Source organism: Sphingomonas sandaracina, from assembly GCF_036663695.1.
Lineage (GTDB): Bacteria > Pseudomonadota > Alphaproteobacteria > Sphingomonadales > Sphingomonadaceae > Sphingomonas.
Genome location: NZ_JAXOJK010000005.1, coordinates 209,674 through 234,049, shown reverse-complemented (window position 1 = coordinate 234,049; position 24,376 = coordinate 209,674). Strand labels below are relative to the sequence as shown.

The window sequence follows — 24,376 nt, the reverse complement described above, 5'->3', positions numbered from 1 at the left end:
GGTACCATCCGCTACGTACGTTCATGAACTCGCAGTGTTGGGACGCAGAATGAAACCCTCTACAACGGCAAAGCCACGGTGGACGGGCACCGAGAAGTTTGAAGCGGCGAAAACGATCTTTCGAGAAGCCGCCTATGCGATGATCCGATCGGGGAGCGTGCAGCAATTGTCGATGCGTGGGCTTGCCGATGCCGTCGGCGTTAGCCCTATGACAGCCTATCGCTACTATCCGGACAAGAAAACTTTGATTGAGGACGTCCGGCGCTTGGCTTGGCGTAATTTTGCCCAACGCTTATGCATGGGCAGTGATCAGCAGGTATCAGCAGAAGAGCGGTTCCGTCGCTTGTGTCAGGGCTATCTTACGTTTGCGATAGAGTGCCGGCCAGAGTTTCAGTTGCTTTTCGAGCCCGCGGCTAAAGCGGAAAGAAGAAAGCCGGAAAACATAGAAGCTTGGCATGTACTTACCGAATCAATAAAGGGCCTTGCGCCGTCGCTTAGCGAGGATATTGTTCGACAACATGCTTATCATACATGGTCAAGTATGCACGGTCTAGCAATGTTATATATTTCACATGGGTCGGTCTTTGACAAACCCGTGGAAGACACCATGGACGCGATAGCTGACTCCATCATTATAGTAGTGCGCGGCCAAACAGATCTGAATCAATACTCGTTGTTAAACCGCACATCGTAAGCCGATCGAATGCAGGCGGTGGAGCAGTTCAGCATTGCGCCATTCCAAGCAGGAAGCCGGGTATCAAAATCGGTCATTTCTTCAAGATGAACCAGCGTCCGAAGTTGGGAGGCGGGGGAGGGGGCTTGAGCGTCCGCAATTGGGTCGTGTCAGCCTCGCGCTGCCAGTTGATTGCGCCCATCCCCGGACGTTCCTGTGGGTAAATCGCGCTTCCGAAAGCGGACATCTGTTCAGCACAATGATCCTGTCCGGGCTTTTACGGCGTTCTGGATATGGTCGCCGCTTTCGCATTTGACAGGCTGCCGAGATATTTGAAATGACCGCTGGTACAGGTTGCGGTCACTTTCACACGCGCAACCGGCGCGAACTTTGCGGTGAACACTATGGCGCCGACAGTGACCATGACGTCGCCCAGCCTCGAGACGGACAAGGTAAAGGGTATCGCCTTAGTGGAGGGTACGCGACCTTGAGGTGTCTCCTTGCGAACCGCGTTGCATCTCGATGTGATCGACATCTAATTCCGTCGCATCATCTGCTGGAGCATTCATCTGAAATCCCACACCGTTCTACCATCCGCGCTGACGATCACGCCACTGGCGGACGGAACATAGTCTTTCGATACCAGCGCAAGTGCGGAGATAGTGCCGACAACCGTAACAGGCGGCGCCACGATCTGTGCCTCCGTACTAAATTGATCGAACGGTGCGTCGCAATCGAATTGCAGCGGCGTCTGGGCATTCGCGATCAAGGGTGCACCCAGCGTCCCCGTCAAGATCCCAAAGACGATCATCAAATGGACATGTTTCGCCATCCCATCGTCTCCAGATAAATATGCTGTTTCCCGTACGCAGCCCTGAACATCGCTGTCCAGAGGTTCAACGCGCGCGATCTTCGAGGCTATCGTCATTGGCTATGTCGCGCGGCGCGGAACGGCGACGACGTGGGTCGCCCGGCTCGCTCGTTTCAAATCCCGACTTTTGCATGGCGTTGCCCACCATGTAGGTCGGGGCCGACCTTACAGGCTGTATGATTAGGCAGTCGCCCAATGCCGGATGCTCGGGTCACCAATCAGGGATCCTGAACGCGGTCATTCGTTCAGCTCTGCCCGTGAACAATCCGCCGCTCACCCCATGAACTGAATCAACGAGATGTCGCGAGGAGCGTTAACGGCGCGCTGACGATCACCCTGCTAAGGCAGGCTGCGGGGGGCGCGGTATGCTTTTAATCGGTGACGTTACGACAAAAAGACGCAATTCCGGGATAGACCTTTTCAGAGGACTGCTTGTCCTCGCCGTCATCCTCGGCCACTTTGCCGAATTGACGCAACGGCAGAGTTTCCTGACCTGGGTCGGTGCCGGGCTTCGCATGCCCCTTTTCATCGGCCTCACCGGCTATCTGTTCAATCTGGAACGCGCGCGGGCGATTCCGTTGTTACATCTGATGCGCAAATATCAGCGCCGGCTCGTTCTGCCCTGGTTAGTGGCATGCATCGTGTACCTGACGATCACCAAACAGCTCGACATTCTCACCCCCTTTTCGATCTTCGTCCAACCACCGTTCCACCTCTGGTTCGTACCAGTGATAATAGCGTTCATTGTGGCCGCAACCGTTGCCCGGCGCACGCCGTTGGTTATGTTGGGCATCGCCATCCCGATCAGCATCTCGGCCATGTATCTGTTCGGTGTAGGGCATTCGGTTGCGCAGATGCCGCCCTGGATGCCGGACCGGCGCTTCTTCATTTACCCAATCTATTTCTTTTACGGTTTATGGGTTGCATGCCGCGAACCCGACCCTTGGAAAGAACGTGCCGCAATAGTGCTTGCGTTGATCGGATTCGCGTGGTGGTGCGCGTTACATCAGACGCCTAGCCTTACCGCCGAAGTGGCGGCCGAGCTCACGTCGTGCATGCCGCTGATCTGTCTGCTGCCCCGGGTCCGAAGTTTGTCGCTTTCGGTCCCTCTGATCGCGGCTGTCGGACGCGACAGCCTGTTCTTCTATCTGTGGCATCCGATGGCGTTTGGTCTGTGGGCAGCCTGCGGCGTGCGTGGTTTGCCGATGCTGATGTTTTCGATGCTGACACTCATGGCTGCACGAGCCCTATGGGGCAGCCTGCCCCGCGCCGGGCGGATATTTGGGCTTTCGCCACGTCCGGAGCCAGTGACAATCACGACCGCATCGACCTCTTTCACTCCTTCGCAGGAGATCGTTCAATGACGACGATCTGGCAATTGCTGCGCACGGGCACCGTAACCTGTGCCTGGTTACTCATCCTCCCATGCCTTATCTTCCTGATGTCGGCGATCGTGCCGGTTATCCCTTGGGTTCGAATCTACGCGGCCGACGTTGTGCCCAACCGGGCACCCTGGTTTCTTTTGTTCTCGCTGGCGTCGCTCGCCGCCGGCCTCATCGCCCAGACCCGCCGTGCGACTCCTGCTGCACGGGGTCTCATCGCAATGGCATCGGTTACAGCGTTACTGGCCAGTGGGGTGCTTGCCCATTTTCTCTATATAGCTCAGAGCAATGGAGCACGTATAAACTTGGTCAGTACGCTCTCGACGCGTCATATCAGCGAGAACGCAGCCCCTGACGAAAGCCGTGTCTACTCTTCACCGCGCGGCGAACCGTTGTGGCTCGACATCTATCGTCCTCGTCAGACCCTGCCGCATCGATCAAGCCCGGTCATAATGTTCGTTCATGGTGGTGGCTTTGTCGAAGGCACGCGCAAGATGGGTGCAGCGAATAGGCGCAGTTACGCGGACGCCGGCTGGACGGTAATCAGTATTGATTACCGGCTGGCACGTCCTGATCGCCCAACCTGGGATCTGGCGACTCATGATGTACGGTGCGCGCTGGCCTGGACAGCCGCCCACGCTGCCGAACTCGGCATAGACATTTCCAGACTAACTCTCAGCGGCACTTCCGCAGGTGGAAGCCTCGCAATCGCCGCAGCCTATTCAGCCGACAGCGGCGCTCACGATGCGAGTTGCGGGCCGCGTGTTCCTCGCGTCGCAGCCGTCGTAGCCAAGGCCCCACTAATCGATGCACTAGGATCCTGGCAGCACGCAGGGGAGCTGAGAGATCTGCAGCGCTCGTACATGTCGAATTATCTCGGAGGGTCGCCGCAGCGCTATCCCAAACGTTACGCTGCGGTAGACGTGCGCCGCTACATTGGGTCGACCAACCCGCCAACCCTGCTCCTAGCCGGTGTCAACGATCCTCTGCTACCGGCTACGGCGATAGAAGACTTCGCGCGTCGGTTAGCCGCTAAAGGCGGCGAGGCCCGGCTGGTGATGTTCCCTTACTCAGGTCATGATTTCAACACGACTTTCGACAGCATCACGAACCAGACCGTGATCCAAGTCGTCGCTCGTTTCCTTACCGAAAACAATGTAGGACCGGATTCGAGCGTCGCAGTGCCGTTGGAAACAATCGCCAGTCGTTCCTGATCCAAAACTCGCGGATTTCGCGTCAGCCCAAAAACGGCAAAATCTGCATCCGCCGATGCAAAATCTAGTGCATTTGGCGGATGCATTCCGTGCCAGGTTTCCCGGCGTGAGCCCCTGAACACCGCCAGTCCGCTTTCCTTCCCCCATTTCCCAAACTCGATCCCGACGGGTACGAGGGATGGGCACAAAGATACTCAACCGACTCCGTAGTGAAACCGCCTGCCGTTGAGCACAGGCATTCTCGAAATCCGATCCTAACCGGGAATGGGCGGATCAGGTTAAGTCGCTGAGTTGCAGATAGGGGCTACCACAGCGATACTCCTCCAATGTCAGAAGAAATGCTTTCCTCAACGCCAAGGCTACGCTGTCGGTGCTGCGGTTCGATCGCGATCGGCGAGTATGGAAACTGGGAAATCTGCAATTTTGCGGTTGGGAAGACGATCCCGTCGAAGCGGTTGATCATGATTTTACAGGCGGCGCAAGCCGGGAAAGCCTCAACGAGGCCCAATCGCGAATACGGCGATAGCGGCCGATAACCTCTCCAACCCGGAGATCCCCAAAATTCGATCGATTCCGAGAACGCCGCACCTTCTCGCTGACGGTTCCCTTTTGGGAAAGGTCGGAATGACGGAATCGCCCAAACCCACCGTTGACGGCCGGAATGCCACTGATACGATCCGCATGGATGAGGGCCGCACTACTCACGGCGGTGATGATCTGCTCAGGGTGTTCGGACGTCTGCCAGAACACCGTAGTTTCGCGCAGCCTTTCGCCTCACGGCAAACACGTCGCGGTGTTGTTCCAGCGTGATTGCGGAGCGACCGCGGGCCTCTCTACGTAAATCTCGGTATTGGACGCTAGCGGCAACCCTTCCGGTTCCGGAAATGCCTTCATTGCAGATGATGACCATGGTGCCGCCCGCGCTGGCAGTTGGGACGGATCGTGGGCCGAGACTAAGTGGCTTTCTCCCGACCGCCTACTCGTCCGATATGCCGCGAAATCAAGGCTATTTAAGCAGAACGAGCAAGTTTCAGATGTCAGTATCATCTACCAAGTGGTCGGCTACTAACGGTCAATCGTCGCCGTTTAGCGCGATTATCGCGGTGCCTGGATGCCGTCGTTCATTCGATATATGGCAAATCTTGGCTGTCGTCTCAGTTGCTTCCGGTCTGACACAGTCATAGAGTAAGGCAGTTTACAGGTGAGGAACAATCCCATGAACGCTACTGATGAACGTCGCCGAACGGGAAGAAATCACCTTCTGATTGCAGCAGTCGTCGTCCTCGTGGCCGTCACCCAATATGCTGGCCTAAAAGAGGCTGTTAGCGACTTTGAACAAGGCTTCCGGGATGGCGTCGGCCGGCACTGAGCTGAGTAAGCGCTGAGTACTGTCGCTACCCGAAGCCTGAAGCAGCCTGATCGCTTTCCTTTCCGTTTGGACATACATGATGCAAAAATTAAAAATCTGCATCAAGCTCAACTCCTAGGCATAGCCTTCACCCTGCATAAGCGAAGTATATCTTTCCTCGCCTCGGATCGATGACCGTTACACCGCCACCGCGTTCATAGGAGTAGAATGAGCTGGGGTTCTGTATTGCATAGTTTATTTCGGAATCCCGTCCTTTCTCGATAGGGATCGAAAAACTGTACTTGTCGAGATACTCGACAAGATTTGCTTTGTGACCGTGCGGCTCGGAAGTGCTGTCATACTGGCGCCAGCTATTATGGGATCCGCTCTCACCAACAGGCGTTTGATGCCACTTTGTTAAGCTACCTGGGAGCGTGGCTCCAAGATGCTGTCCTTGTTTTCGAGCCCAATCGGCGCTTCCACTCATCATTCGGTAGACGATAAACCCGGTCTCATTGTCTCCCGGCATGCCAATGCCCCAGGATTTTTCGAGCCGATACTCAATCCATGAGACATGAAGTGGCTCAGGAACTCGGGACAACACAAAACGGAGTTCATTGGCCTTTAAGGCCAAATACGGTGAACTGATCGCCAAAGCGCCGGCTAAAACGATCGCTATCCTTTCACCGTGATGCTCGTTGCCCGCATTGACCCACCTCGCGCGGAGCCATCGATACCAAAAGTACAGCCCGAGAACCGGTAGGGCCAAGAGAAGCAAAAGACATAGAAGAACAACAAATCCGGCCATGGCTCGCTCCCGTGCCCTGCCGAACTAACCGACTAAGACTAACAGGTCGTGACCCGCATCGATGAGGGCTGACGTGACCCCCGCTTTTTTCTCCAGTTGAAGCTAGAGTCCGCCCCCGGAAAGGGACGGACAGATGAAGCGGAAGCAGTTTTTGGAAGAGCAGATCATCGGCATCCTGAAGGAAGCCGAGGGAGGTGCGGTGGTGACGGATCTGTGTCGTCGGCACGGGATGTCTAGCGCGACCTATTACGCTTGGAAGGCCAAGTTCGGCGGTCTGGAGGTGTCCGATGCGAAGCGGTTGCGGGCGTTCGAGGAGGAGAATGCGCGGCTCAAGCGACTGCTGGCGGATACGATGCTCGACAATCCTGTCCTGAGCGAAGTCGAAGGGGGCACCGAGCTGGCCTCAAACGCGGTGCTGGCGTGGTCGGGCGATGCCGGCGTCGAGTGGCACTATATCGCTCCGGGCAAACCGACGCAGAACGGGTTCGTCGAGAGCTTCAACGGTCGCATGCGCAACGAGCTACTCAATGAGACGCTGTTCTTCACGGTCCGCCAGGCGTGCACGATCCTCGCCCGCTGGGTCGAGGACTACAACACCGAGCGGCCACACTCCTCGCTCGGCTACGCCACACCGGCCGCCTTTGCCGCCGAACTCAAAAAGCAACGGGCGGGTTTAAACCCGTCCGTTGCTTCACCCGCGCTCCTGCGCGACAACAACGGTCGGTCTCTGGTTGCAGCTGGATGAAAGGCGGGGGTCACGTCACATCGCACCACTGTCATTTCATAACAGCCGCCCTGGCCATCGCGATCTGGTGACCGAGGTTTGACATTTCGACCTTATGTTCGAGGTGGGCGCTAACGGTTCAGCCCGCACGAAATCGGTCGCCGCCGGTTGCTGTGAACGTGTCTGACCTTCTTTGACGGCGCCCTAGCAACCGAACCGAGTCTTGCCTGACTTGGCATAGCTCGCACTTCATTCGCCGGAGATGATCTTACCGGCAGCAGCTACCGTGGGCGCTGCTGCGCGAAGAAGGAAACGGCTGTGACCCGCGTTCTTGGCTCCGTACGGTCGACGCGTTATCCACGACCATATGCCGCGCGCAGTCGGCGGCGATGTGCTGGGCGGTCGTCATCGCGACGATGGGGACGGCAAACGGAGGGCGAGCATGGCGGCACCTTTTCTTCGGGTCCCCTCATCTAGGCCGCAACTGCGGTACCAAACACAGGCTCTTGGTAATCAAACGTAACGGTTCGTATGCACGTTCTACAAAGCGGCGGCATTGCCGTCCGGGTGGCAATCGGCTTGGGCCGGATCCGGCACGGCTCGATCGGTACGGTGGCGAGGCGAACCCCGCCACCGGCCGTTCAGAACTTGACGCTCGTGCTCATGAAGAACGCACGGCCATAAGGGTCGTAGGTCGAAGGATAGGTGTTCGCCTGCTCCTGGTTGTCGCCCAGGATCGGGGGCTGCTTGTCGAACAGATTGTTGACGCCGACCGACCAGGTGAAGCCGGGCTTCACCTCGAACGCCGCGGTCAGATCGAAGTAGTTATACGCCTTAATCCGCTCGACCGCATAGGTCGTCGTGCTGTCGTCGTCCTTTACCGAAGACAGGTGACGATACAGCACCGATACCGTGACCGGCCCGGTCGCATAGGTCGCGCGGGTCGACAGCCGCCACTTCGAATACGGGTTGCCGCAGGTCACGCCGAACTTGCCCGCACAGTTGAGCGTCAGGTCGGGGATCGCCGCGACCGGGTTGTAGTCGAACGCGATCAGCCGCGTGCCGCTGAAGCGCAGGTCGAGCCGGCTGGTGTCGCTGCCGAACGCGCCGAAGCCGAGCGCCGTACCGTAGCGGGCCTCGAAGTCGACGCCGCGGGTCTTGACGCCACCGGTGTTGGACAGCGCGTTCTCCGCGTCGGTGATCGCATAGCTGTTGGAATCACGCGGCAACGACGAACAGTAACTGGTGTTGTACGGCGTGAAGTTGTTGTTCGCATCGCCGTAACATGCGCGGATCAGGTTCGCGGTGCCCGCCGTCGAGATGTAGTTGGCGATGCTGATCTTGTAGTAATCGGCGGTGAACGAGAAGCCGCGCAGGAAGCTGGGCTGCAAGACGATGCCCGCGGTATAGGTGTCCGACGTTTCCTCGCGCAGGTTCGGGTTGCCGCCATTGACCGTCTGGATCTGCGTGCTGCCGCCGTCATAGGCGGTGCCGAGCAGTGCCGCCGGTACCCCGGATGCGAGGCAGCTCGCGTTCAAGTTGGTGTTGGTGACTGCCACCGCGGTCGTGCACGGATCGGTCGCGGTCGGGAAATCCTGCGACGATCCGCTGTACAAGTCGCTGACCGTCGGTGCGCGCACCGCACGCGAATATTGCCCGCGCAAGCTGACGTCGCGGATCGGCGACCAGACCGCGCCACCCGAATAGGTGTTCACCGACTTCGCCGCGGTCGAATAATAGGAATAGCGATACGCGCCGTTCACCTCGAGCCGGTGGAAGAACGGCTTATCCGCCAGCAACGGCACCGCGACCTCGGTATAGGCTTCCTTGACGTCGTATCCGCCGCCCAGACCTTCGCCGCCGTTGAAGCCGACCACGTCGCCCGAGCTGAGCGCATAGTCCGGGTCGTAGCTGCCCTGCTCCTTGCGATATTCGGTGCCGAACACGATTCCGGCGGGGCCTGCACCCAGGTCGAACAGGTTTGTGTTCGAGATCGACGCGCTGGCGACCTGCTCGCTGATCGTGCTGGTATTCTGCGTCGGGATCGAGATGAACGCCGCCGCCGCCTCGCTGATGTTGCCCGCGCCGAAGATGTTGAGCGGAACGCAGCCGTTGCTGGCGTCCGAGCAGACCAGATTGCCGTTTGCGTCGTAGGTCGTCTTCAACGCCTGCAGCACGCGGCTGCGCGAGACGTTGCCGGTCTGCTTCTCGACCGAGCGGGTCTTCGAATAGCTGTAATAGGCGTCGTAGTTCCAGCCGCCACCCAGATCGCCGTTGGCGCCGAGCAGCGCGCGATAGGCGGTGTTGTCGGTGCTCGAGACACGCGCGCCGACTTCGGTCAGGCGGCGATAGATGGTCGAGGTGACATAGCCGTCGCCATCGGTGTCGAGACCGCCGAGCAACGCACGCGAGCTGGGCGACAGGAACGAGGAATCCGCGTCGAGCTGTACCGAGCCGGTGAACGGCGTCGATGCGAGCTGGTTCTTGACGCGGTTGTTGACCAACTGCCCCTCGGCATAAACGTTGAACGCGCTGCTGACCTCGTAATGCGTCTGCGCGCTCATCAGGAACCGCTTCTGCGGGACTTGGAGATAATTGTCGGGCGCGTAGTTATAGGCGTCGGTCGCCGAGTTGTACGGGGTGTAGCTGCCGTCGCTCTCGAACTTGCGGTTGACGCCGCCGATCGCGAAGCGCGTGCCCTCGATCGATCCGGATCCGCCGGCGATCAGCCCGCCCTCGCCGTCGTCGACCAGCGCCTGGCGCGAATAGTCGCGGGCGCCCTGCAGGATGCCGTCACGCTTGGTATAGTCGAAATAGAGCGTCGCATTGCCGCGCCCGTCGGCGAAATTGCCCCCGAGCAGCATGTTGGTGTTGAACGTACCGCCGTCGCCGGCTTCGTTGATGCGGTAATTGGCGTTCGCCTGAACGCCGGTGAAATCCCGTTTCATCACGAAATTGACGACGCCCGCGACGGCATCCGAGCCGTAGACCGCCGAGCGGCCGCCGGTGACGATGTCGACGCGATCGATCAGGCCGGCCGGGATCGTGTTGATATCGACCACCTGGTTGGAATCATACGCGACGTACCGCCGCCCGTTGACCAGCACGAGCGTTCGCGTCGAGCCGAGCCCGCGCAGATCCGCCGTCGCGACGCCGCCGCCGGGATTGTTGGATGCGCTGGTCACGCTGGGAACGAGCTGCGGCAGGTCCTTGATGATGTTCTCGACGTTGACCTGGCCGGACAGCGCGACTTCCTGCGAACTCACCACCGAGATCGGCGACGCCTGGTCGAGTTGCAGCCCGCCGAGACGCGATCCGGTCACCACGATCGCGTCGCCCTCAGCGGGGGCCGGCGATCCTTGTGCGGCATCCTGCGCAGTCGCAGGGGCTGGATCTGTCTGCGCCCAGGCAGGCGTCGCGATACCAAGCAGAAGCGTAGACGCCAGAAGACGCTTGCGAAAGTCTAGATGCATGTCGTTACTCCCTGATCCACGACGTTGAACATTGTGGTGGATATGTGCGGTACGGATTGGGTCCGCCGCTCAGGGTCTGAAGACTGGTCCGTGGTTCGACAATGAGGAATCCGTCATGGAAACGTCATCATTGATTGCTGTTGCTTTCCAGGCACTCTTTATCACTGAATGCATCTACACGGTGACTGTTGTTTTCTCGAATATTTCAGCGGTGTATTATGTGAAGACGACGCGCGTCGGTTTCACTTCGTTCGGCCCGGCCACTAGCCCGAACGGCGTGACAAGCTTGCCCCGCGACCGCAGCTGCACGCCGAAGGCGATCGTCCAGCGCTGGCGAATGGCGCGATATCCGTTCGTATAGGTCATTGGAACGTTGCTCCGGCGGCCATCGCCTTGCTCGGGCTCAGGCCTTGTTGTTCGAGGAACTGGTTGAGCCCGGCCACCAGGTCCTGCGCCGCGGCGCTGGTCAGGACGATGCGACCGACGACGACGCGGTCGACCGACGGTGGCTGGCGGGCATGGTCGCAGCGAGCGCTCTCCAGTGTCAGCACGATCACGCCGTTGAGATTGGCGAGCCCCGCAAAGCCCGTCGCGAACACTTCCGGCGCGAACGGATTGTCGATGAGCGCGGGCAGGGCCGGCATGGGTTCGGGTTCCGACGTCGGAACGCCCTTGATGGCGACACGCATAGTATACTCCTTCGCTAAGGGCCGCGATGTCGTGCGTCCCGGCGCATCTCCTTGGCTACGCGCGGTGTCCGGGACATTTCCCCCGCAACTCCGCGCTGACACATCGCCCTCGAGTCGATCGGGATGTGTCCGGTCTGTGATGGGCCGGAAAGGTCGGAACATTCCGTGGAAACATCGCACCGCGAAAGGCCGCCGTTCACACTGGAGCGCAGGCATGATTTTCGATTTGAGCGCCGGATCCATGGCGCTTGCCATGATGGGCATGGCCATGCCGGTACAGGCTGCGCCGACGGCGGCCGGGGCCGAAGCGCCCTCTCGCGTCATCAGGACCCTGCGGGTCGAGGGATCGCAGCGCATCGAACCCGAGACGGTGCTGTCCTACACCAAGCTGCGGGTCGGGATCCCCTATACGACCGAGACGCTCGATCAGGCGCTGAAGGACCTGCAGGCCAGCGACCTGTTCGCGGACTATTCGATCGCAGGCGTCGAGGACGGCAACATCGTGCTTCGGGTCCGCGAGAACCCGATCATCAACCGCGTGATCATCGAGGGCAACAAGGCGCTCAAGACCGACAAGATCACCAAGGAGATCAAGCTCGCGCCGCGCCAGATCTTCACGCGGACCGCGGTGCGCCAGGACATCGCGCGGATCATCGAACTGTATCGTCGCCACGGCCGGTTCGCCGCGGTGATCGATCCGAAGATGGTCAGCCTTGATCAGAACCGCGTCGATGTTGTGTTCGTCGTCAGCGAGGGCCCCAAGTCGAAGGTCCGCCAGATCAATATCCTCGGCAACACCGTCTTCTCGCAGGACCAGATCCGCGCGCAGATGGCGACCAAGCAGGCGCGCTTCAAACGGCTCCTCTCGTCGGCGACCAGTTACGACCAGGATCGCCTCAGCTACGACCAGCAGAAGCTCCGCCAGTTCTACCTCACGCAAGGCTATGCCGATTTTCGCGTCACTTCGGCTGTGGCCGAACTGACGCCGGACAAGAAGGACTTCATCATCACGTACGTGGTGGAGGAGGGGAAGCGCTATAAATTCGGCGACGTCAGCGTCGACAGCCAGATCCGCGACTTCGACAGCAAGAAACTCGCCGCCACGCTGCCGCTCAAGAAGGGTGATTGGTACAACGCCAAGCTGGTCGAGGATTCGGTCGACAATCTCAGCCAGACCGCGGGCCTGTTCGGCTACGCCTTTTCCGAAGTGAACCCGGAGTTCGCGAAAGACGCCGACACGCTGACGATGGGGATCAACTTCAACATCGCCGAGGCCAAGCGCACCTACGTCGAGCGCATCGAGATCAACGGCAACACGCAGACCAAGGACAAGGTCGTCCGCCGCGAGATCCGCCTCGCGGAGGGCGACGCCTTCAACAGCTTCCAGGTGAAGCGCTCGCAGGACCGGATCAACTCGCTGGGCTATTTCCAGGACAAGATGGAGATCAAGCAGCTGCCGGGGTCGGCACCCGACCGCGTGATCCTCGAGACCAACCTCGAGGAGAAGGCGAGCGGCGAGCTGCAGCTGTCGGCCGGCTATTCCAGCCTCGAAAACTTCATCGCCTCGGCCAGCATCACGCAGCGCAATTTCCGCGGCATGGGCCAGGAACTGCGCGCCAATGCCAGCATCTCGAGCTATTCGAAATCGGTCAGCCTTGGCTTCACCGAGCCGTATCTGTTCGACACCAACGTGGCGCTCGGCGGCGATATCTTCCGCCGCGACTACAGCTCGTACAGCACGACGGGCGACAGCAACGACACCACCTACGAACAGGTCTCGACCGGCTTCCAGATCCGCGCCGCGGTGCCTTTGACCGAATATTGGTCCGCCACCGCGCGCTACGGGCTGTCCTACGATCAGGTTACGCTCGACAAGGACACCTATTACACGAACGGTGCCTGCGACCCGGCGATCGCCGGCGCGTATCTGTGCGACGCGGTCGGCAATCGCTGGACCTCGTCGGTCGGCTATTCGCTGGTGTTCGACAACACCAACAGCCGCATCCGCCCGACGAAGGGGAGCAAGTTCAGCGTCAGCCAGGATTTCGCAGGGCTGGGCGGCGACACCAGATATATCCGCAGCACCGCCAACTACACGAAGTACATGGATCTCGGATCGAGCTTCATCCTGTCGGCGCATGCCGAGGGCGGATACATCAAGGGGCTGGGGCAGGATGTGCGACTGACCGATCGCTTCTATCTCGGCGATCCGCAGATGCGCGGGTTCGATATCCGCGGCGTGGGGCCGCGCGTGACACGCACCTATTACGACACGTCGACGATCCCCGCGACGCTGTCGACCGGCAACAGCAGCAACTCGCAGACCGCGCTGGGCGGCACCACCTATTACCAGGCACGCCTGGAGCTCGAATTGCCCTTGGGATCGGGCGCGCGCGAAATGGGGCTGAAGCCGTCGATCTATATGGACGTCGGCGCGGTGTTCGGCGGCAAGTCGCCGACGCTGACCGACACCTGCGCAGCCGCGACCGCCGCGGGGACCGCCTGCGTCGCCGGCACCCGCCAATATACCAACAGCGCGGGCGAGCTGCTGTATCTCGACAGTACCGGTGCCAGCACGACCGTCAACACCGGCGCCGCCTACACCTACTCGCTGGGGTCGTACCGCGAGACCTATTCGGGCAATTCGGCGAGCCCGCGCCTGTCGGTCGGCATCGGCGTGAACTGGGCCTCGCCGTTCGGACCACTGCGGCTCGACCTGGCGAAGGCGTTGTTGAAGGAACCGGGCGACGACACCAAGCTGATCACGTTCAATGTCGGCACGCAGTTCTGATCCCAGTTCTGATCACAGCCCTGTAACATGTGTGGACATACCGCAGACATCCCCACCGTCCACCGGCCCCTCCCGAGCGGCGTGCAGGACGCCGCCTAATCGGGGCAAATTCCATGAGCATTGTATCGTTCAAGCGGGCGCTGTTCGGCTGCTCGTTGTGCATCGTCGCGACGCCGGCGTTCGCGCAGTCGACCGGCACGCAGGATTTCGACGAGATCGTCGTCACCGGCAAGACGGGCGACGCGGCGGTCGGCGGTGTGGTGCTGCCGGCGACATCCAAGGCCAAGGTGGGGCTGGACGCGACCTTCATCCAGCACGAGACGCCGGGCCAGTCGATCAACGATACGATCAACATGCTGCCGGGCGTCAGCTTCCAGAACAACGACCCTTACGGCTCGGCCGGCGGCACCCTCAGCATTCGCGGCTTCGACGGCAGTCGCGTATCGCAGATGTGGGATGGCTTTCCGCTCAACGATACCGGCAGCTATGCGATCTATTCGAACCAGCAGCTCGACCCCGAACTCATCGGCCAGGTGACCGTCAGCCTCGGTTCGACCGACGTCGACAGCCCCAGCGCGTCGGCCACCGGATCGACGATCAACTACACCACGCGCAACCCGTCCGAAGATTTCCACGTCAATGTCGCGGGGTCGGCGGGCGACTATGATTTCATGCGTATGTTCGGCGTCGTCGATACCGGCGTGTTCACGAAGTTCGGCACCCGCGCGTTCATATCGGCCAGCAAATCGACCAACGACGTCGTGTTCACCGACACGGGCAAGATCGACAAGACGCAGATCAACGCCAAGATCTATCAACCGATCGGCAACAACGGCGACTTCATCTCGCTTGCCGGCCATTATAATCGCAACATCAACAATTTCTTCGGATCGGTGCCGCTGAGCAATGTCGGCACCAGCGTCGGCACCGGCTCGGGCAACCGCTTTCCGCAGACCAAGGACGAGCGCTTCTACGACGTCGCCAACTGCGTCAGCAGCGCAGGCGTCGCCTGCGGGTTCGGCGCGTATGACTATCGCTACAACCCGTCCAAGACCGCGAACCTGCGGCTCAACTCGCGCTTCACGCTCAGCGACCGCCTGACCGTCACGGTCGATGCGGCCTATTCCTATACGCTCGCCAATGGCGGCGGCACCGCGACCGCGCAGGAAGGCTCGACGACGATCGGCGGGCAGTCGGTGGCGGGCTATGTCGGGAGTACGCCCTATTTCGGCGGCGTCGACCTCAACGGCGACGGGGACACCCGGGACGCGGTGCTGGTCAGCGCGCCGAGCACGACCGAGACCAACCGCTATCTGCTCAACCTCGGCCTGCGCTACGACTTCAGCGATACGCAGACGGTGCGCGTCGGCTACAGCCTCGACTATGGCCGCCACCGTCAGACGGGCGAGCTGACCACGATCAACGCCTATGGCCTTGCGAACACGCCGTTCGCGAACACGGCCCCGCTGCTCGACGCGACCGGCACCGCGCTCCAGAAGCGCGATCGCTTTTCCAAGGCGATCCTCAACCAGGGGTTCGGCGAATATCGCGGCCGTTTCTTCGACAACAAGCTGACCGTTACCGGTGGCGTACGCGTGCCGTTCTTCAAGCGCGACCTGACCAATAACTGCTTCACCACCAGCGCGACCGGGGCGCTCATCTGTTCGGGGCAGAACGCCGCGACCGATGCGGTGATCGCGGCTACGTATCCCAACTACCAGGGACCGCAGAACCGGACGTTCGATTACAACCGTGTCCTGCCCAGCGCCGGCCTGCTGTATCAGCTGACCGCGCCGCTGGCCGTGTTCGCGAATTATTCGAAGGGCATGCAGGTGCCCGGCACGGACAATCTCTACAACAGCTTCTATTATGCCGAAGGCACCAGCGGCGCCGAGGGCGCGAAGCCCGAGACGACCGACAATATCGATGCCGGCCTGCGGTACGGCCAAGGGCGACTACAGGCGCAAGTCTCCGGCTGGTACACGGTGTTCCACGACCGGCTGGCTTCGTCCTACGACCTTGAGACCAATACCACGATCTACCGCAACCTCGGGACGGTGCACAAATACGGCGTCGACGGCAGCGTCAGCTATCGCCCGGCCGATCCGCTGACGCTCTATGTGTTCGGGTCGTACCTGAAGTCGAAGATCCTCGACGACGTACAGGCAAGCGCGACCACGACCTATCTGACCGCCGGCAAGCGCGAGGCGGGCGCACCGACCTACACGTTCGGCGGCCGCGCCGAGGGTAATGCCGGGCCGATACGGCTGGGCATCGAGGCCAAGCGCACCGGCGCACGCTACGTCAACGACCAGAACCTGCCGGTCGTGATCGGCGGTGTCCAGGTCTATGGGGCGAAGGCACCGGCCTACACATTGGTCAACCTCGACGCGCGCGTGTCGCTCAAGCCGCTCGGCCTGAACGACCAGACCTTCCTGCAGCTGAACGTCACCAACCTGTTCGACAAACTATATGTCGGCGGCTTCAGCGGCACCAGCGCGACCAACTCGCTGACCTATGCCCAGATCGGCGCACCACGCGCGGTTTCGGCGACCTTCAACATGGGGTTTTGAGGGGCCAGGGAGGGGCGGCGGTGCCGTCCCTCTCTCGGCAGTCATTGGCTCTCTGCGCTGCCGTTGCCCATTCGATATACCCGGCGACGGGGGTGTGAGATCGCAATCGCAACCTCGCCATCCACGATCGATACTATGGTCCGAGTCGAATGGATGGGAGCAACCGTTCGTCGCCAAGACTGTTGCGTCATGATCGATGCGTGGCCGGTCACTCGCCGTCGACCCCGGGCTCATATCGTGTAAGAAGGATCCTGTTCTTTCGGCCCCGGGAAATCACAGGATGGTCCTTGCGGCCCTGACGTTATTACCATTTGCTGCGGCCCTCGTGCTGGCTTTCTATACGGACGGATGTCGCCGCACGCATGTCGCGATCGCCACGGGAGCCAGTGCGCTTGGGCTGGGCTTGCTGCTTGCCGCAGCTCCTGCGGTTCTGGCGGGGGCGCCGCTGGCGCTTCGCCTTACCTGGATCCCTGCGCTGGGGCTCGACCTCAGCTTGTGGCTCGATCCGCTGGGGCTGGTGTTTGCCGGGTTGATCCTTGGTATCGGGCTGCTGGTGGTCATCTATGCGCAGGGGTATCTGGCGAAAGACGAGGCCACGGGACGCTTCCTGTCGTTCCTGATGCTGTTCCAGGGGGCGATGGTCGGGATCGCCCTGTCGAACAACATCTTGCTGATGCTCGTTTTCTGGGAAATGACGAGCCTGTCGTCGTTCCTGCTGATCGGTTTCTGGCGCGACCGTGCCGAGGCCCGGCAGGGCGCGCGGATGGCGCTGGCCGTGACGGGCGGGGGAGGTTTGGCGCTGATCGCGGGGATGCTGCTGCTGGGGCAGGCGGCGGGATCTTACGAGCTTTCGACGATCCTGACGCGGGGGCAGGTCGTCCTGGCATCGCCACTCTACCCCGCGATCCTGATCCTCGTGCTGCTCGGCGCGTTCACCAAGTCGGCGCAGTTTCCGTTCCATTTCTGGCTGCCGCACGCGATGGCGGCGCCGACCCCGGTCAGCGCGTATCTCCATTCGGCAACGATGGTGAAGGCCGGCGTCTTCCTGCTGGCACGGTTGTGGCCGGTGCTGGCGGGCAGCGAATTGTGGTTCTACCTCGTCGTTTCGACCGGCCTCGTCACGATGCTGTTCGGCGCGGGCGTCGCGCTGTTCCGCAACGACCTGAAGACGATCCTCGCCTATTCGACGATCAGCCAGCTGGGGCTGATGGTCATGCTGCTCGGCTTCGGTACGGCCGCGGCCGTCACCGCGGCGATATTCCACATCCTCAACCACGCCGCGTTCAAGGCGGCGTTGTTCATGAATGCCGGGATCGTCGATCACGAAACCGGCACGCGCGATATCCGCAGGCTCGGCGGGCTCGCCGCGCTGATGCCGCTGACCGCGACGCTGGGGACGGTGGCGGCTGCGGCGATGGCCGGCATCCCGCCGCTCGGCGGGTTCATCTCGAAGGAGATGATGCTGGAGCAAAGCGCGCGCACTGCGTTCGCCGGGCAGACGTTGCTGGTGCCCGTCCTCGCGACGCTCGCCGCCCTGCTGTCCGCCGCCTATTCGCTACGCTATGCGATCAAGCTGTTCTTCGGGCCGCGTCGGTCCGGCCAGACGGCGGCGCCGCCGCACACTCATAAGGCGGCCGCGCCGCATGATCCTGGGGCGGCCATGATCGGTCCCTCGGTGGTCCTCGTGGGCGTCGCCTTGTTGCTGGGACTGGTGCCGATGACGCTTACCGGACCGCTGGTCGCTGCCGCCACCGCTGCGGTTACCGGCGGCGCGGTGCCGGCGCTGCATCTGGCGTTGTGGCACGGCATCAACCCGGCGCTGGGCATGAGCCTGATCGCCGTGCTGCTGGGCGGCGTGGTCGTGTGGCGGCATCGCGCGCTGGCAGCGGCGATCGCCGGGCGGGCCGCCCCCGATGCCAAGCGCATGTTCGACGTCGCGATGGGGGCTGTCGTCCACCAGACGCGGCGCGCGTCGCTGGCGATTCATGTCGGCTCGCTGCAACGCTATCTGCTCGCGCTTTTCGTGGTCGCCATCGTCCTCGGCCTCGATGGTGCGTCGACGCCGGGGGGACTGTGGACCGGCCAGCGTCACCTGTTGGCGGCGTCGCCGGTGGAGATCGTGGCATGGCTCGCGCTGGTCGCCGCGACGCTGACCGTCGTGCTGACGCATCGGCAGCGTTTTCTCGCGCTGATAGTCATCAGCGTCATCGGGCTCGTCATGGCGCTGGCGTTCGTCCACCTTTCGGCGCCCGACCTGGCGCTGACGCAGATCGCGGTCGAGGTGGTGACGATCCTGTTGCTGCTGCTCGCGCTGCATCTTCTGCCCAAAACGCCGCAGCAACTGTCCAGCGTCGCGCGTCGTCTTCGCGATGGCGCGATCGGCGTGGCGGCGGGCATCGGCACCGGCTGGACCGCATGGGCGGTGATGACGCGGGACCTTCGCGACACGGTGTCCGCCTTCCACTGGGCCAACAGCTATTCGGGTGGTGGCGGCACCAATGTCGTCAACGTGACCCTGGTCGATTTCCGCGCGTTCGACACGATGGGCGAAATCATCGTGCTTGGCATCGCAGGCCTGGCGATCTTCGCGCTGCTCGAGCCGGCTGCGCGCGGTGCCGCCGGCCGTCGCTTGCGCCAGTGGCGCAAGGACATGCCGCATTCGCCCGAGCGTCATCCCATGATGTTCGTGATGGCGACCCGGCTGTTGCTGCCACTGGCGTTGCTGGTCGGCATCTACATCTTCCTGCGCGGGCATAACCAGCCGGGTGGGGGCTTCATCGCTGCCCTGGTCTTCGCGATCGCCATCCTGCTCCAGTATCTGGCATCCGGGTTCGACTGGACCGACGAGCGGCGTCGCATGGGTGAGCACCCGCTCATCGGCTACGGGGTATTGATCGCGGTGGCGACCGGATTGGGATCGCTGGCGTTCGGCGCACCGTTCCTGACGAGCAGCTTCGGATATTTCCACCTCCCGCTGATCGGCGAATTCGAGCTGGCGACCGCGACGCTCTTCGACATCGGCGTCGCCTGTGTCGTGCTGGGCGCGGTGATGATGGCCCTGTCGCAACTCAGCCATGTCGCACAGCGCGCCGCCCGCGCCAGCGAAGCCGATGATGAAGGCGCCGTCCGATGAGCCTGGGCCCGATGAGCCTGGAGTTTCTGGTGGCCAGTGCGATCGGCGTGCTGACCGCGGGCGGGGTCTATCTGGCGCTGCGCGGTCGCACGTTTCAGGTCGTGCTCGGGCTGACCCTGTTGTCCTATGCCGTGAACCTGTTCCTGTTCGCCGTCGGTCGGCTGGTGATCGACCGCCCGCCGCTGTTCGCCAAGGGCATTACCGACCATGCCGATCCCTTGCCGCAGGCGCTGGTGCTGACCGCGATCGTCATCACCTTCGGCATGACCGCGCTGGTCGTCATCCTGTCGCTGCGCAGCTTCCTCGAAAGCGGATCGGACCAGGTCGACGGGATCGCCGATGCCGGCCCCGACGAGACTGCGCCATGATCGCGCTCGATCATCTCGTCATCGCGCCGGTGGTGATCCCGGCGCTGACGGCGCCCGTGGCGCTGCTCGTGATGCGCCGCCATCGTCACGTCGGCGTCGCGGTATCGCTGGCGGGGTGCGTCGCGATGCTCGCGGCCGCACTCGCGTTGTTCGGGATCGTACAGGACGACGCGATCCGTGCCTATCCGCTGGGGGGATGGCCCGCGCCGTTCGGTATCGTGCTGGTACTCGACCGCCTGACGGCGATCATGCTGGTGCTGGCCGCGGCGCTGTCGCTGATCGTCATGATTCACGCCGTCGTCACCGCGGTCGATCGCAAGGGATGGCATTTCCACCCGTTGTTCCATTTCCAGCTGCTCGGGCTGAACGGCGCGTTCCTGACCGGTGACCTGTTCAACCTGTTCGTGTTCTTCGAGGTTTTGCTGATCGCGTCCTACGGCCTGATGCTGCACGGGCAGGGCGGCGCGCGGCTGAAGGCGGGGGTCGGCTATGTCATCGTCAACATCGTCGGTTCGGCAATCTTCCTGATCGCGCTGGGGTTGCTCTACGGGCTGACGGGAACGCTCAACATGGCGGATCTCGCGCGGCGCGTGGCGCTGCTCGGAGCGGCCGACCAGGGGCTGATCCGGATCGCCGGGCTGCTGCTGTTGACGGTCTTCGCCCTGAAGGCCGCGGTGGTCCCGCTGCATTTGTGGCTGCCGCGCACCTATGCCGCAACGACTCCGGCCGTCGCGGCGCTGTTCGCGATCATGACCAAGGTCGGCGTCTATGCGATGATCCGCACCGTGCCGCTGATCTTCGGTAGCAATGCGGGCGCCGCGGCCTGGGTGCCCGATCCGTGGCTGATGCCCGCCGCGATCCTGACCGCGATCATCGGCTTTGCAGGCGTCCTCGCCTCGCGGGGCATGCGCGAGCAGGCCGCGTTCGCGTTGCTGGGATCGACCGGCACCCTGTTACTGGCCGTGTCGTGCTGGACGCAGGCGACGACGTCAGCCGCCATCTTCTACCTGGTGCACGCGACGCTGGCGGGGGCGGCGCTGTTCCTGGTTGCCGACGTGACGTCGCGCCGTCGCGGTCAATATGGCGATGCCGTCGTCGCCAGTCCGCGCTTTGCCGGCCAGCAAGCCGCCGGCCTGCTGTTCCTGGCCAGCGCGATCGCGGCGGTCGGCCTGCCGCCCTTGTCGGGCTTCGTCGCCAAGCTGTTTCTCCTGCAGAGCATGGTCGGGACGCCAAGTGGCTGGGTATTGTGGGCAACAGTGCTGGGCACGACGCTGATCGGGGTGATCGGTTTTGCCCGCAGCGGCAGTGCGCTCTTCTGGAAGGATGCGCCCGACGGCGATCCGATCGCCTGCCCGGACCGATCGCGCAGCGAATTCGCAGCGCCCGTCCTGCTGCTGGCGCTGCTGGCGATGCTGACGCTGGGGGCCGGCTGGGCGACCGCGCAGACGCAGGCGGCGGCGGGCCAGCTGTTCGCGCCGCAGCGCTATATGGCTGCCGTGCTGGGAGAGGAGCGATGATGAAATGGCTGCTGCCGCATCCCGCGCTGTCGGCGATGCTGGTCGTGGTGTGGCTGTTGATGGCCAACGGCGTCACCGTCGGCGGTGCCGTGCTGGGCGCGATCTTCGGGATCGTACTGCCCAAGTTCACCGAGCCGTTCTGGCCCGATCGCCCGCGCGTGCGCTTCGGACGCGCGCTGATCGGCTATATCGCGATCGTGCTGTACGATATCCTCGTCGCCAATTTCCAGGTCGCGCGGTTGATCCTGTTCACCCGCAATCATGCGCTGCGCTCACGCTGGCTGAGCATTCCCATCGACCTGGCGACACCCGAGGCCGTCACCGTGCTGGCCGGCACGATCAGCCTCACGCCGGGCACGGTGTCCTCCGACGTGTCGGCGGACGGCCGCTTCCTGCTGGTCCATGCGCTCGACGTCGCCGATCCGGATGCCGAGATCGCACGGATCAAGATGCGGTACGAAGCCCGGTTGCTAAAGGTGTTCGCATGATCGACCTGGCGATCCGCATTGCCTTCGGTGCGACGGCACTCGCTTTGCTCTTCAACGGCTGGCGCCTGCTGAGGGGACCGGCGCTGGGCGACCGGATCGTCGCGCTCGACACGATGGTCATCAACGTCATCGCGCTGATCGTCCTGATCGGCATGGCGGGCGGCAACGATACCTATTTCGAGGCGGCCTTGCTGCTGGCGATGGTCGGCTTCGTCAGCACCATCGCCTATTGCAAGTTCATCCTGCGCGGGGACATCGTCGAATGACCGGCCTCGATATGGTCGTCGAGGCCGTCGTCGCGGCACTGATCCTACTCGGTGCCGCTTTCGTGCTAATCGGCAGCTGGGGGCTCGTGCGCCTGCCCTCGACGATGGAGCGCCTGCACGGCCCGACCAAGGCGACCACGCTGGGCCTGGGCGGTTTGCTGCTCGGCTCGGTCGTCTATTTCCAGGCGCGGCTCGGCATATGGTCCGCGCACGAGCTGCTGATATCGCTGTTCCTGTTCATCACCGCGCCGGTCTCCGCGAACATGATCGCCAAGGTGCATCTCCACCGCGTTCGCATCGAAGCGATCCGGGAAACCGACAGCATCGCAGGACCGCCGCCGCGGCCGAGCGAAGACGGCGAGTGGGCAACGTTCGCAGAGCCAGAGCAGAAAACACCGACCACGACGGCCAACACCTGATCGTCAGGCTCTCGCGCCGCCACTCGGCACGGATCAATCCTCGCCGAGTGGCGGAGGACTGTCCGGCTCACGGTTTTGGACAGGGCGGAAACGGACATCGCGCTGCGGGACCGGCATCGTCACACCGTGTTCCTTGAACAGATCCCAGATGCGAAAGAACACGTCGCTCGTGACGTTCCCGACGCCTGCCTCGGGACTGTCGATCCACATGCGCAGATCGAACTCGACGCCGTTGTCGCCGAACGCCTTGATCCAGCAGACGGGCGCGGGTTCGTTCAGCACGCGTGGCGAGATCGACGCAGCCTCGACAGCGAGGCGTTGCGCCAGCCGCAGGTCGCAATCGAACGAGACCCGAAAACCGACATGGACTCTGACGTCGCGGCTGGAAAAGGACCAGTTCTCGACCTCCTCGGTCATCAGCCGTTCGTTTGGGATCAGGTGCTCCTTGCCGTCGCGGGTCAGGACCGAAACCGCACGGACGCCGATCTTGTTGACCCACCCGAACGTATCGCCGACCGCGATGACGTCGCCTGGCTTGATCGATCGGTCGAGGAGCAGGATGAGGCCGGCGATCAGATTGCCGAGCGTCTTCTGCAGGCCGAAGCCGATCGCGAGCCCGAACGCGCCCGAGAATACCGCAAGCGCCGTCAGATCGATGCCGAGAAGGTCGATGCCGAGGAAGATGGCGACGGTGACGACTGCGATCTGGGCGAGCTTCTGGAACAGCACGCGTTGCGCACCATCCAGCACTCTTGCCTGTCCGATCCATCGCAGGACCCAGCCGAGGAGCGCGCGCGCGGCGATGAACAGGATCAGCGACAACCCTACCGCATTCACGACGTCGAGCAGCGATATGCGGCGCGTTCCTATCCCGATACTCGCGCGGTCCAGTCCGGCGACCAGCGGTGAAAGGCCCCCCAGCCGGCTTGCCAGCACGATGAAGAGCGCCGTGGCCGCAATCAGGGCGCCGGGTCCACTCTGAACGCCGAGCGACCGTGCAACTTCATAGGCGAGCACGGCAACCGCAATGCCAAGACCGGCGGCAAGGAGGAGATCGGCGCCGGGGTCCATCCCGCGAATGCCGAGAAACGCCGTCAAAACCAGTGCGGTCACGCCGGCGCGCGTGAGCGCCATCAGCCGCGGGGAGATCACGCTGGCATGCTTTGGGGTCAGGGCGGGGAGGATATAGCGGCAGGCAAGACGCGCTGCGGCGATGCCGAGCAGCAGCGCGACGCCGAGGATCGCCGCTGCGGAGATCAGGTCGTGGAACGGTAACGCCGTCCATTGGTCGAGATAGGTTCGCCACCACGTATCGTGTTCCACGCTGTCCTCCAGAATGACGTTCACAGCGTTGTTCTTTGGAAACCCACACGCCCCTGACCGCTGTTAGCCCGTAATGGCGCTTCGGTCAGCTTCAGGTTGCCGGGAACGACCAACATTCTTGATACGACCGTGGCCGCCAGCGTCGGGCGGCGGGACTGGTAAGATAGATACCGCTATCTATTCGCCTACTATCGCTAATTGGCCATGCCGGAAGGTCTTGACTAGTTGACCAGCGACCGTAAGGTACCGCTATCAATAGCCCGCGCAAGACGGGTGTGAGCGGGAGTTGGATGGCATTGGCGCTTCACGTATTTTC

18 protein-coding genes are annotated in these 24,376 nt (G+C 62.3%); 12 read left to right on the top strand and 6 right to left on the bottom strand.

Annotated features, from left to right (window positions below):
• Nucleotides 1-49: 49 nt before the first annotated feature.
• Nucleotides 50-694: a TetR/AcrR family transcriptional regulator gene (locus U1707_RS15830; protein WP_332801025.1), complete on the top strand. Its 645-nt coding sequence runs from the start codon at nucleotides 50-52 to the stop codon at nucleotides 692-694.
• A gap of 544 nt (nucleotides 695-1,238) precedes the next feature.
• Here the strand turns inward: U1707_RS15830 and U1707_RS15825 are convergent.
• The gene (locus U1707_RS15825; RefSeq protein WP_332801024.1) at nucleotides 1,239-1,601 is read right to left on the bottom strand and encodes a hypothetical protein; all 363 of its coding nucleotides are present in this window, start codon (nucleotides 1,599-1,601) and stop codon (nucleotides 1,239-1,241) included.
• Between the two features lie 308 nt (nucleotides 1,602-1,909).
• Here U1707_RS15825 and U1707_RS15820 point away from each other — a divergent pair, with 308 nt between their 5' ends.
• Complete coding sequence (locus tag U1707_RS15820; RefSeq protein WP_332801023.1) at nucleotides 1,910-2,908, top strand: acyltransferase family protein; 999 nt, start codon at nucleotides 1,910-1,912, stop codon at nucleotides 2,906-2,908.
• Nucleotides 2,905-4,140, top strand: a complete 1,236-nt coding sequence (locus tag U1707_RS15815) for an alpha/beta hydrolase (protein ID WP_332801022.1) — start codon at nucleotides 2,905-2,907, stop codon at nucleotides 4,138-4,140. The genes U1707_RS15820 and U1707_RS15815 overlap by 4 nt, the downstream gene beginning before the upstream one ends.
• A gap of 1,496 nt (nucleotides 4,141-5,636) precedes the next feature.
• Here U1707_RS15815 and U1707_RS15810 read toward each other — a convergent pair.
• Nucleotides 5,637-6,296: a hypothetical protein gene (locus U1707_RS15810; protein ID WP_332801021.1), complete on the bottom strand. Its 660-nt coding sequence runs from the start codon at nucleotides 6,294-6,296 to the stop codon at nucleotides 5,637-5,639.
• 133 nt (nucleotides 6,297-6,429) lie between these two features.
• On the opposite strand from U1707_RS15810, the gene U1707_RS15805 reads away from it, so the two are divergent.
• Nucleotides 6,430-7,041 carry an integrase core domain-containing protein gene (locus U1707_RS15805; RefSeq protein WP_332801020.1) on the top strand — a complete coding sequence of 204 codons (612 nt, stop codon included), beginning with the start codon at nucleotides 6,430-6,432 and terminating at the stop codon, nucleotides 7,039-7,041.
• 620 nt (nucleotides 7,042-7,661) lie between these two features.
• On the opposite strand, the gene U1707_RS15800 is transcribed toward U1707_RS15805, so the two are convergent.
• The 3 genes from U1707_RS15800 to U1707_RS15790 form a co-directional block, all read right to left on the bottom strand.
• Nucleotides 7,662-10,493 (bottom strand): TonB-dependent receptor, encoded by a 2,832-nt coding sequence (locus U1707_RS15800; RefSeq protein WP_332801019.1) that lies wholly within the window; start codon nucleotides 10,491-10,493, stop codon nucleotides 7,662-7,664.
• 216 nt (nucleotides 10,494-10,709) lie between these two features.
• Nucleotides 10,710-10,859, bottom strand: a complete 150-nt coding sequence (locus tag U1707_RS15795; protein ID WP_332801018.1) for a hypothetical protein — start codon at nucleotides 10,857-10,859, stop codon at nucleotides 10,710-10,712.
• A complete protein-coding gene (locus tag U1707_RS15790) occupies nucleotides 10,856-11,182 on the bottom strand; it encodes a hypothetical protein (protein WP_332801017.1) in 327 nt (108 codons plus the stop codon). The genes U1707_RS15795 and U1707_RS15790 overlap by 4 nt, the downstream gene beginning before the upstream one ends.
• Nucleotides 11,183-11,396: 214 nt before the next feature.
• Between U1707_RS15790 and bamA the strand changes: the two genes are divergently transcribed.
• The 8 genes from bamA (at nucleotide 11,397) to U1707_RS15750 (ending at nucleotide 22,737) form a co-directional block, all read left to right on the top strand.
• Nucleotides 11,397-13,973 (top strand): outer membrane protein assembly factor BamA, encoded by a 2,577-nt coding sequence (gene bamA / locus U1707_RS15785; RefSeq protein WP_443025715.1) that lies wholly within the window; start codon nucleotides 11,397-11,399, stop codon nucleotides 13,971-13,973.
• Nucleotides 13,974-14,086: 113 nt separating this feature from the next.
• Entirely contained in the window at nucleotides 14,087-16,546 is a 2,460-nt protein-coding gene (locus U1707_RS15780) for a TonB-dependent receptor (protein WP_332801016.1), read from the top strand.
• Between the two features lie 280 nt (nucleotides 16,547-16,826).
• Nucleotides 16,827-19,679 carry a monovalent cation/H+ antiporter subunit A gene (locus U1707_RS15775; protein ID WP_332801015.1) on the top strand — a complete coding sequence of 951 codons (2,853 nt, stop codon included), beginning with the start codon at nucleotides 16,827-16,829 and terminating at the stop codon, nucleotides 19,677-19,679.
• Nucleotides 19,680-19,690: 11 nt separating this feature from the next.
• On the top strand, nucleotides 19,691-20,047 hold the full coding sequence (locus tag U1707_RS15770; RefSeq protein WP_332801046.1) for a Na+/H+ antiporter subunit C: 357 nt from the start codon (nucleotides 19,691-19,693) through the stop codon (nucleotides 20,045-20,047).
• Complete coding sequence (locus tag U1707_RS15765) at nucleotides 20,044-21,564, top strand: monovalent cation/H+ antiporter subunit D (RefSeq protein ID WP_332801014.1); 1,521 nt, start codon at nucleotides 20,044-20,046, stop codon at nucleotides 21,562-21,564. The genes U1707_RS15770 and U1707_RS15765 overlap by 4 nt, the downstream gene beginning before the upstream one ends.
• Nucleotides 21,561-22,052 carry a Na+/H+ antiporter subunit E gene (locus U1707_RS15760; RefSeq protein ID WP_332801013.1) on the top strand — a complete coding sequence of 164 codons (492 nt, stop codon included), beginning with the start codon at nucleotides 21,561-21,563 and terminating at the stop codon, nucleotides 22,050-22,052. Before U1707_RS15765 ends, U1707_RS15760 begins: the two co-directional genes overlap by 4 nt.
• Complete coding sequence (locus tag U1707_RS15755; protein ID WP_332801012.1) at nucleotides 22,049-22,318, top strand: K+/H+ antiporter subunit F; 270 nt, start codon at nucleotides 22,049-22,051, stop codon at nucleotides 22,316-22,318. The genes U1707_RS15760 and U1707_RS15755 overlap by 4 nt, the downstream gene beginning before the upstream one ends.
• Nucleotides 22,315-22,737 carry a Na+/H+ antiporter subunit G gene (locus U1707_RS15750; RefSeq protein WP_332801011.1) on the top strand — a complete coding sequence of 141 codons (423 nt, stop codon included), beginning with the start codon at nucleotides 22,315-22,317 and terminating at the stop codon, nucleotides 22,735-22,737. The genes U1707_RS15755 and U1707_RS15750 overlap by 4 nt, the downstream gene beginning before the upstream one ends.
• A gap of 33 nt (nucleotides 22,738-22,770) precedes the next feature.
• Here U1707_RS15750 and U1707_RS15745 read toward each other — a convergent pair whose 3' ends face one another.
• Nucleotides 22,771-24,084: a mechanosensitive ion channel family protein gene (locus tag U1707_RS15745; protein WP_332801010.1), complete on the bottom strand. Its 1,314-nt coding sequence runs from the start codon at nucleotides 24,082-24,084 to the stop codon at nucleotides 22,771-22,773.
• Nucleotides 24,085-24,376: the final 292 nt, after the last annotated feature.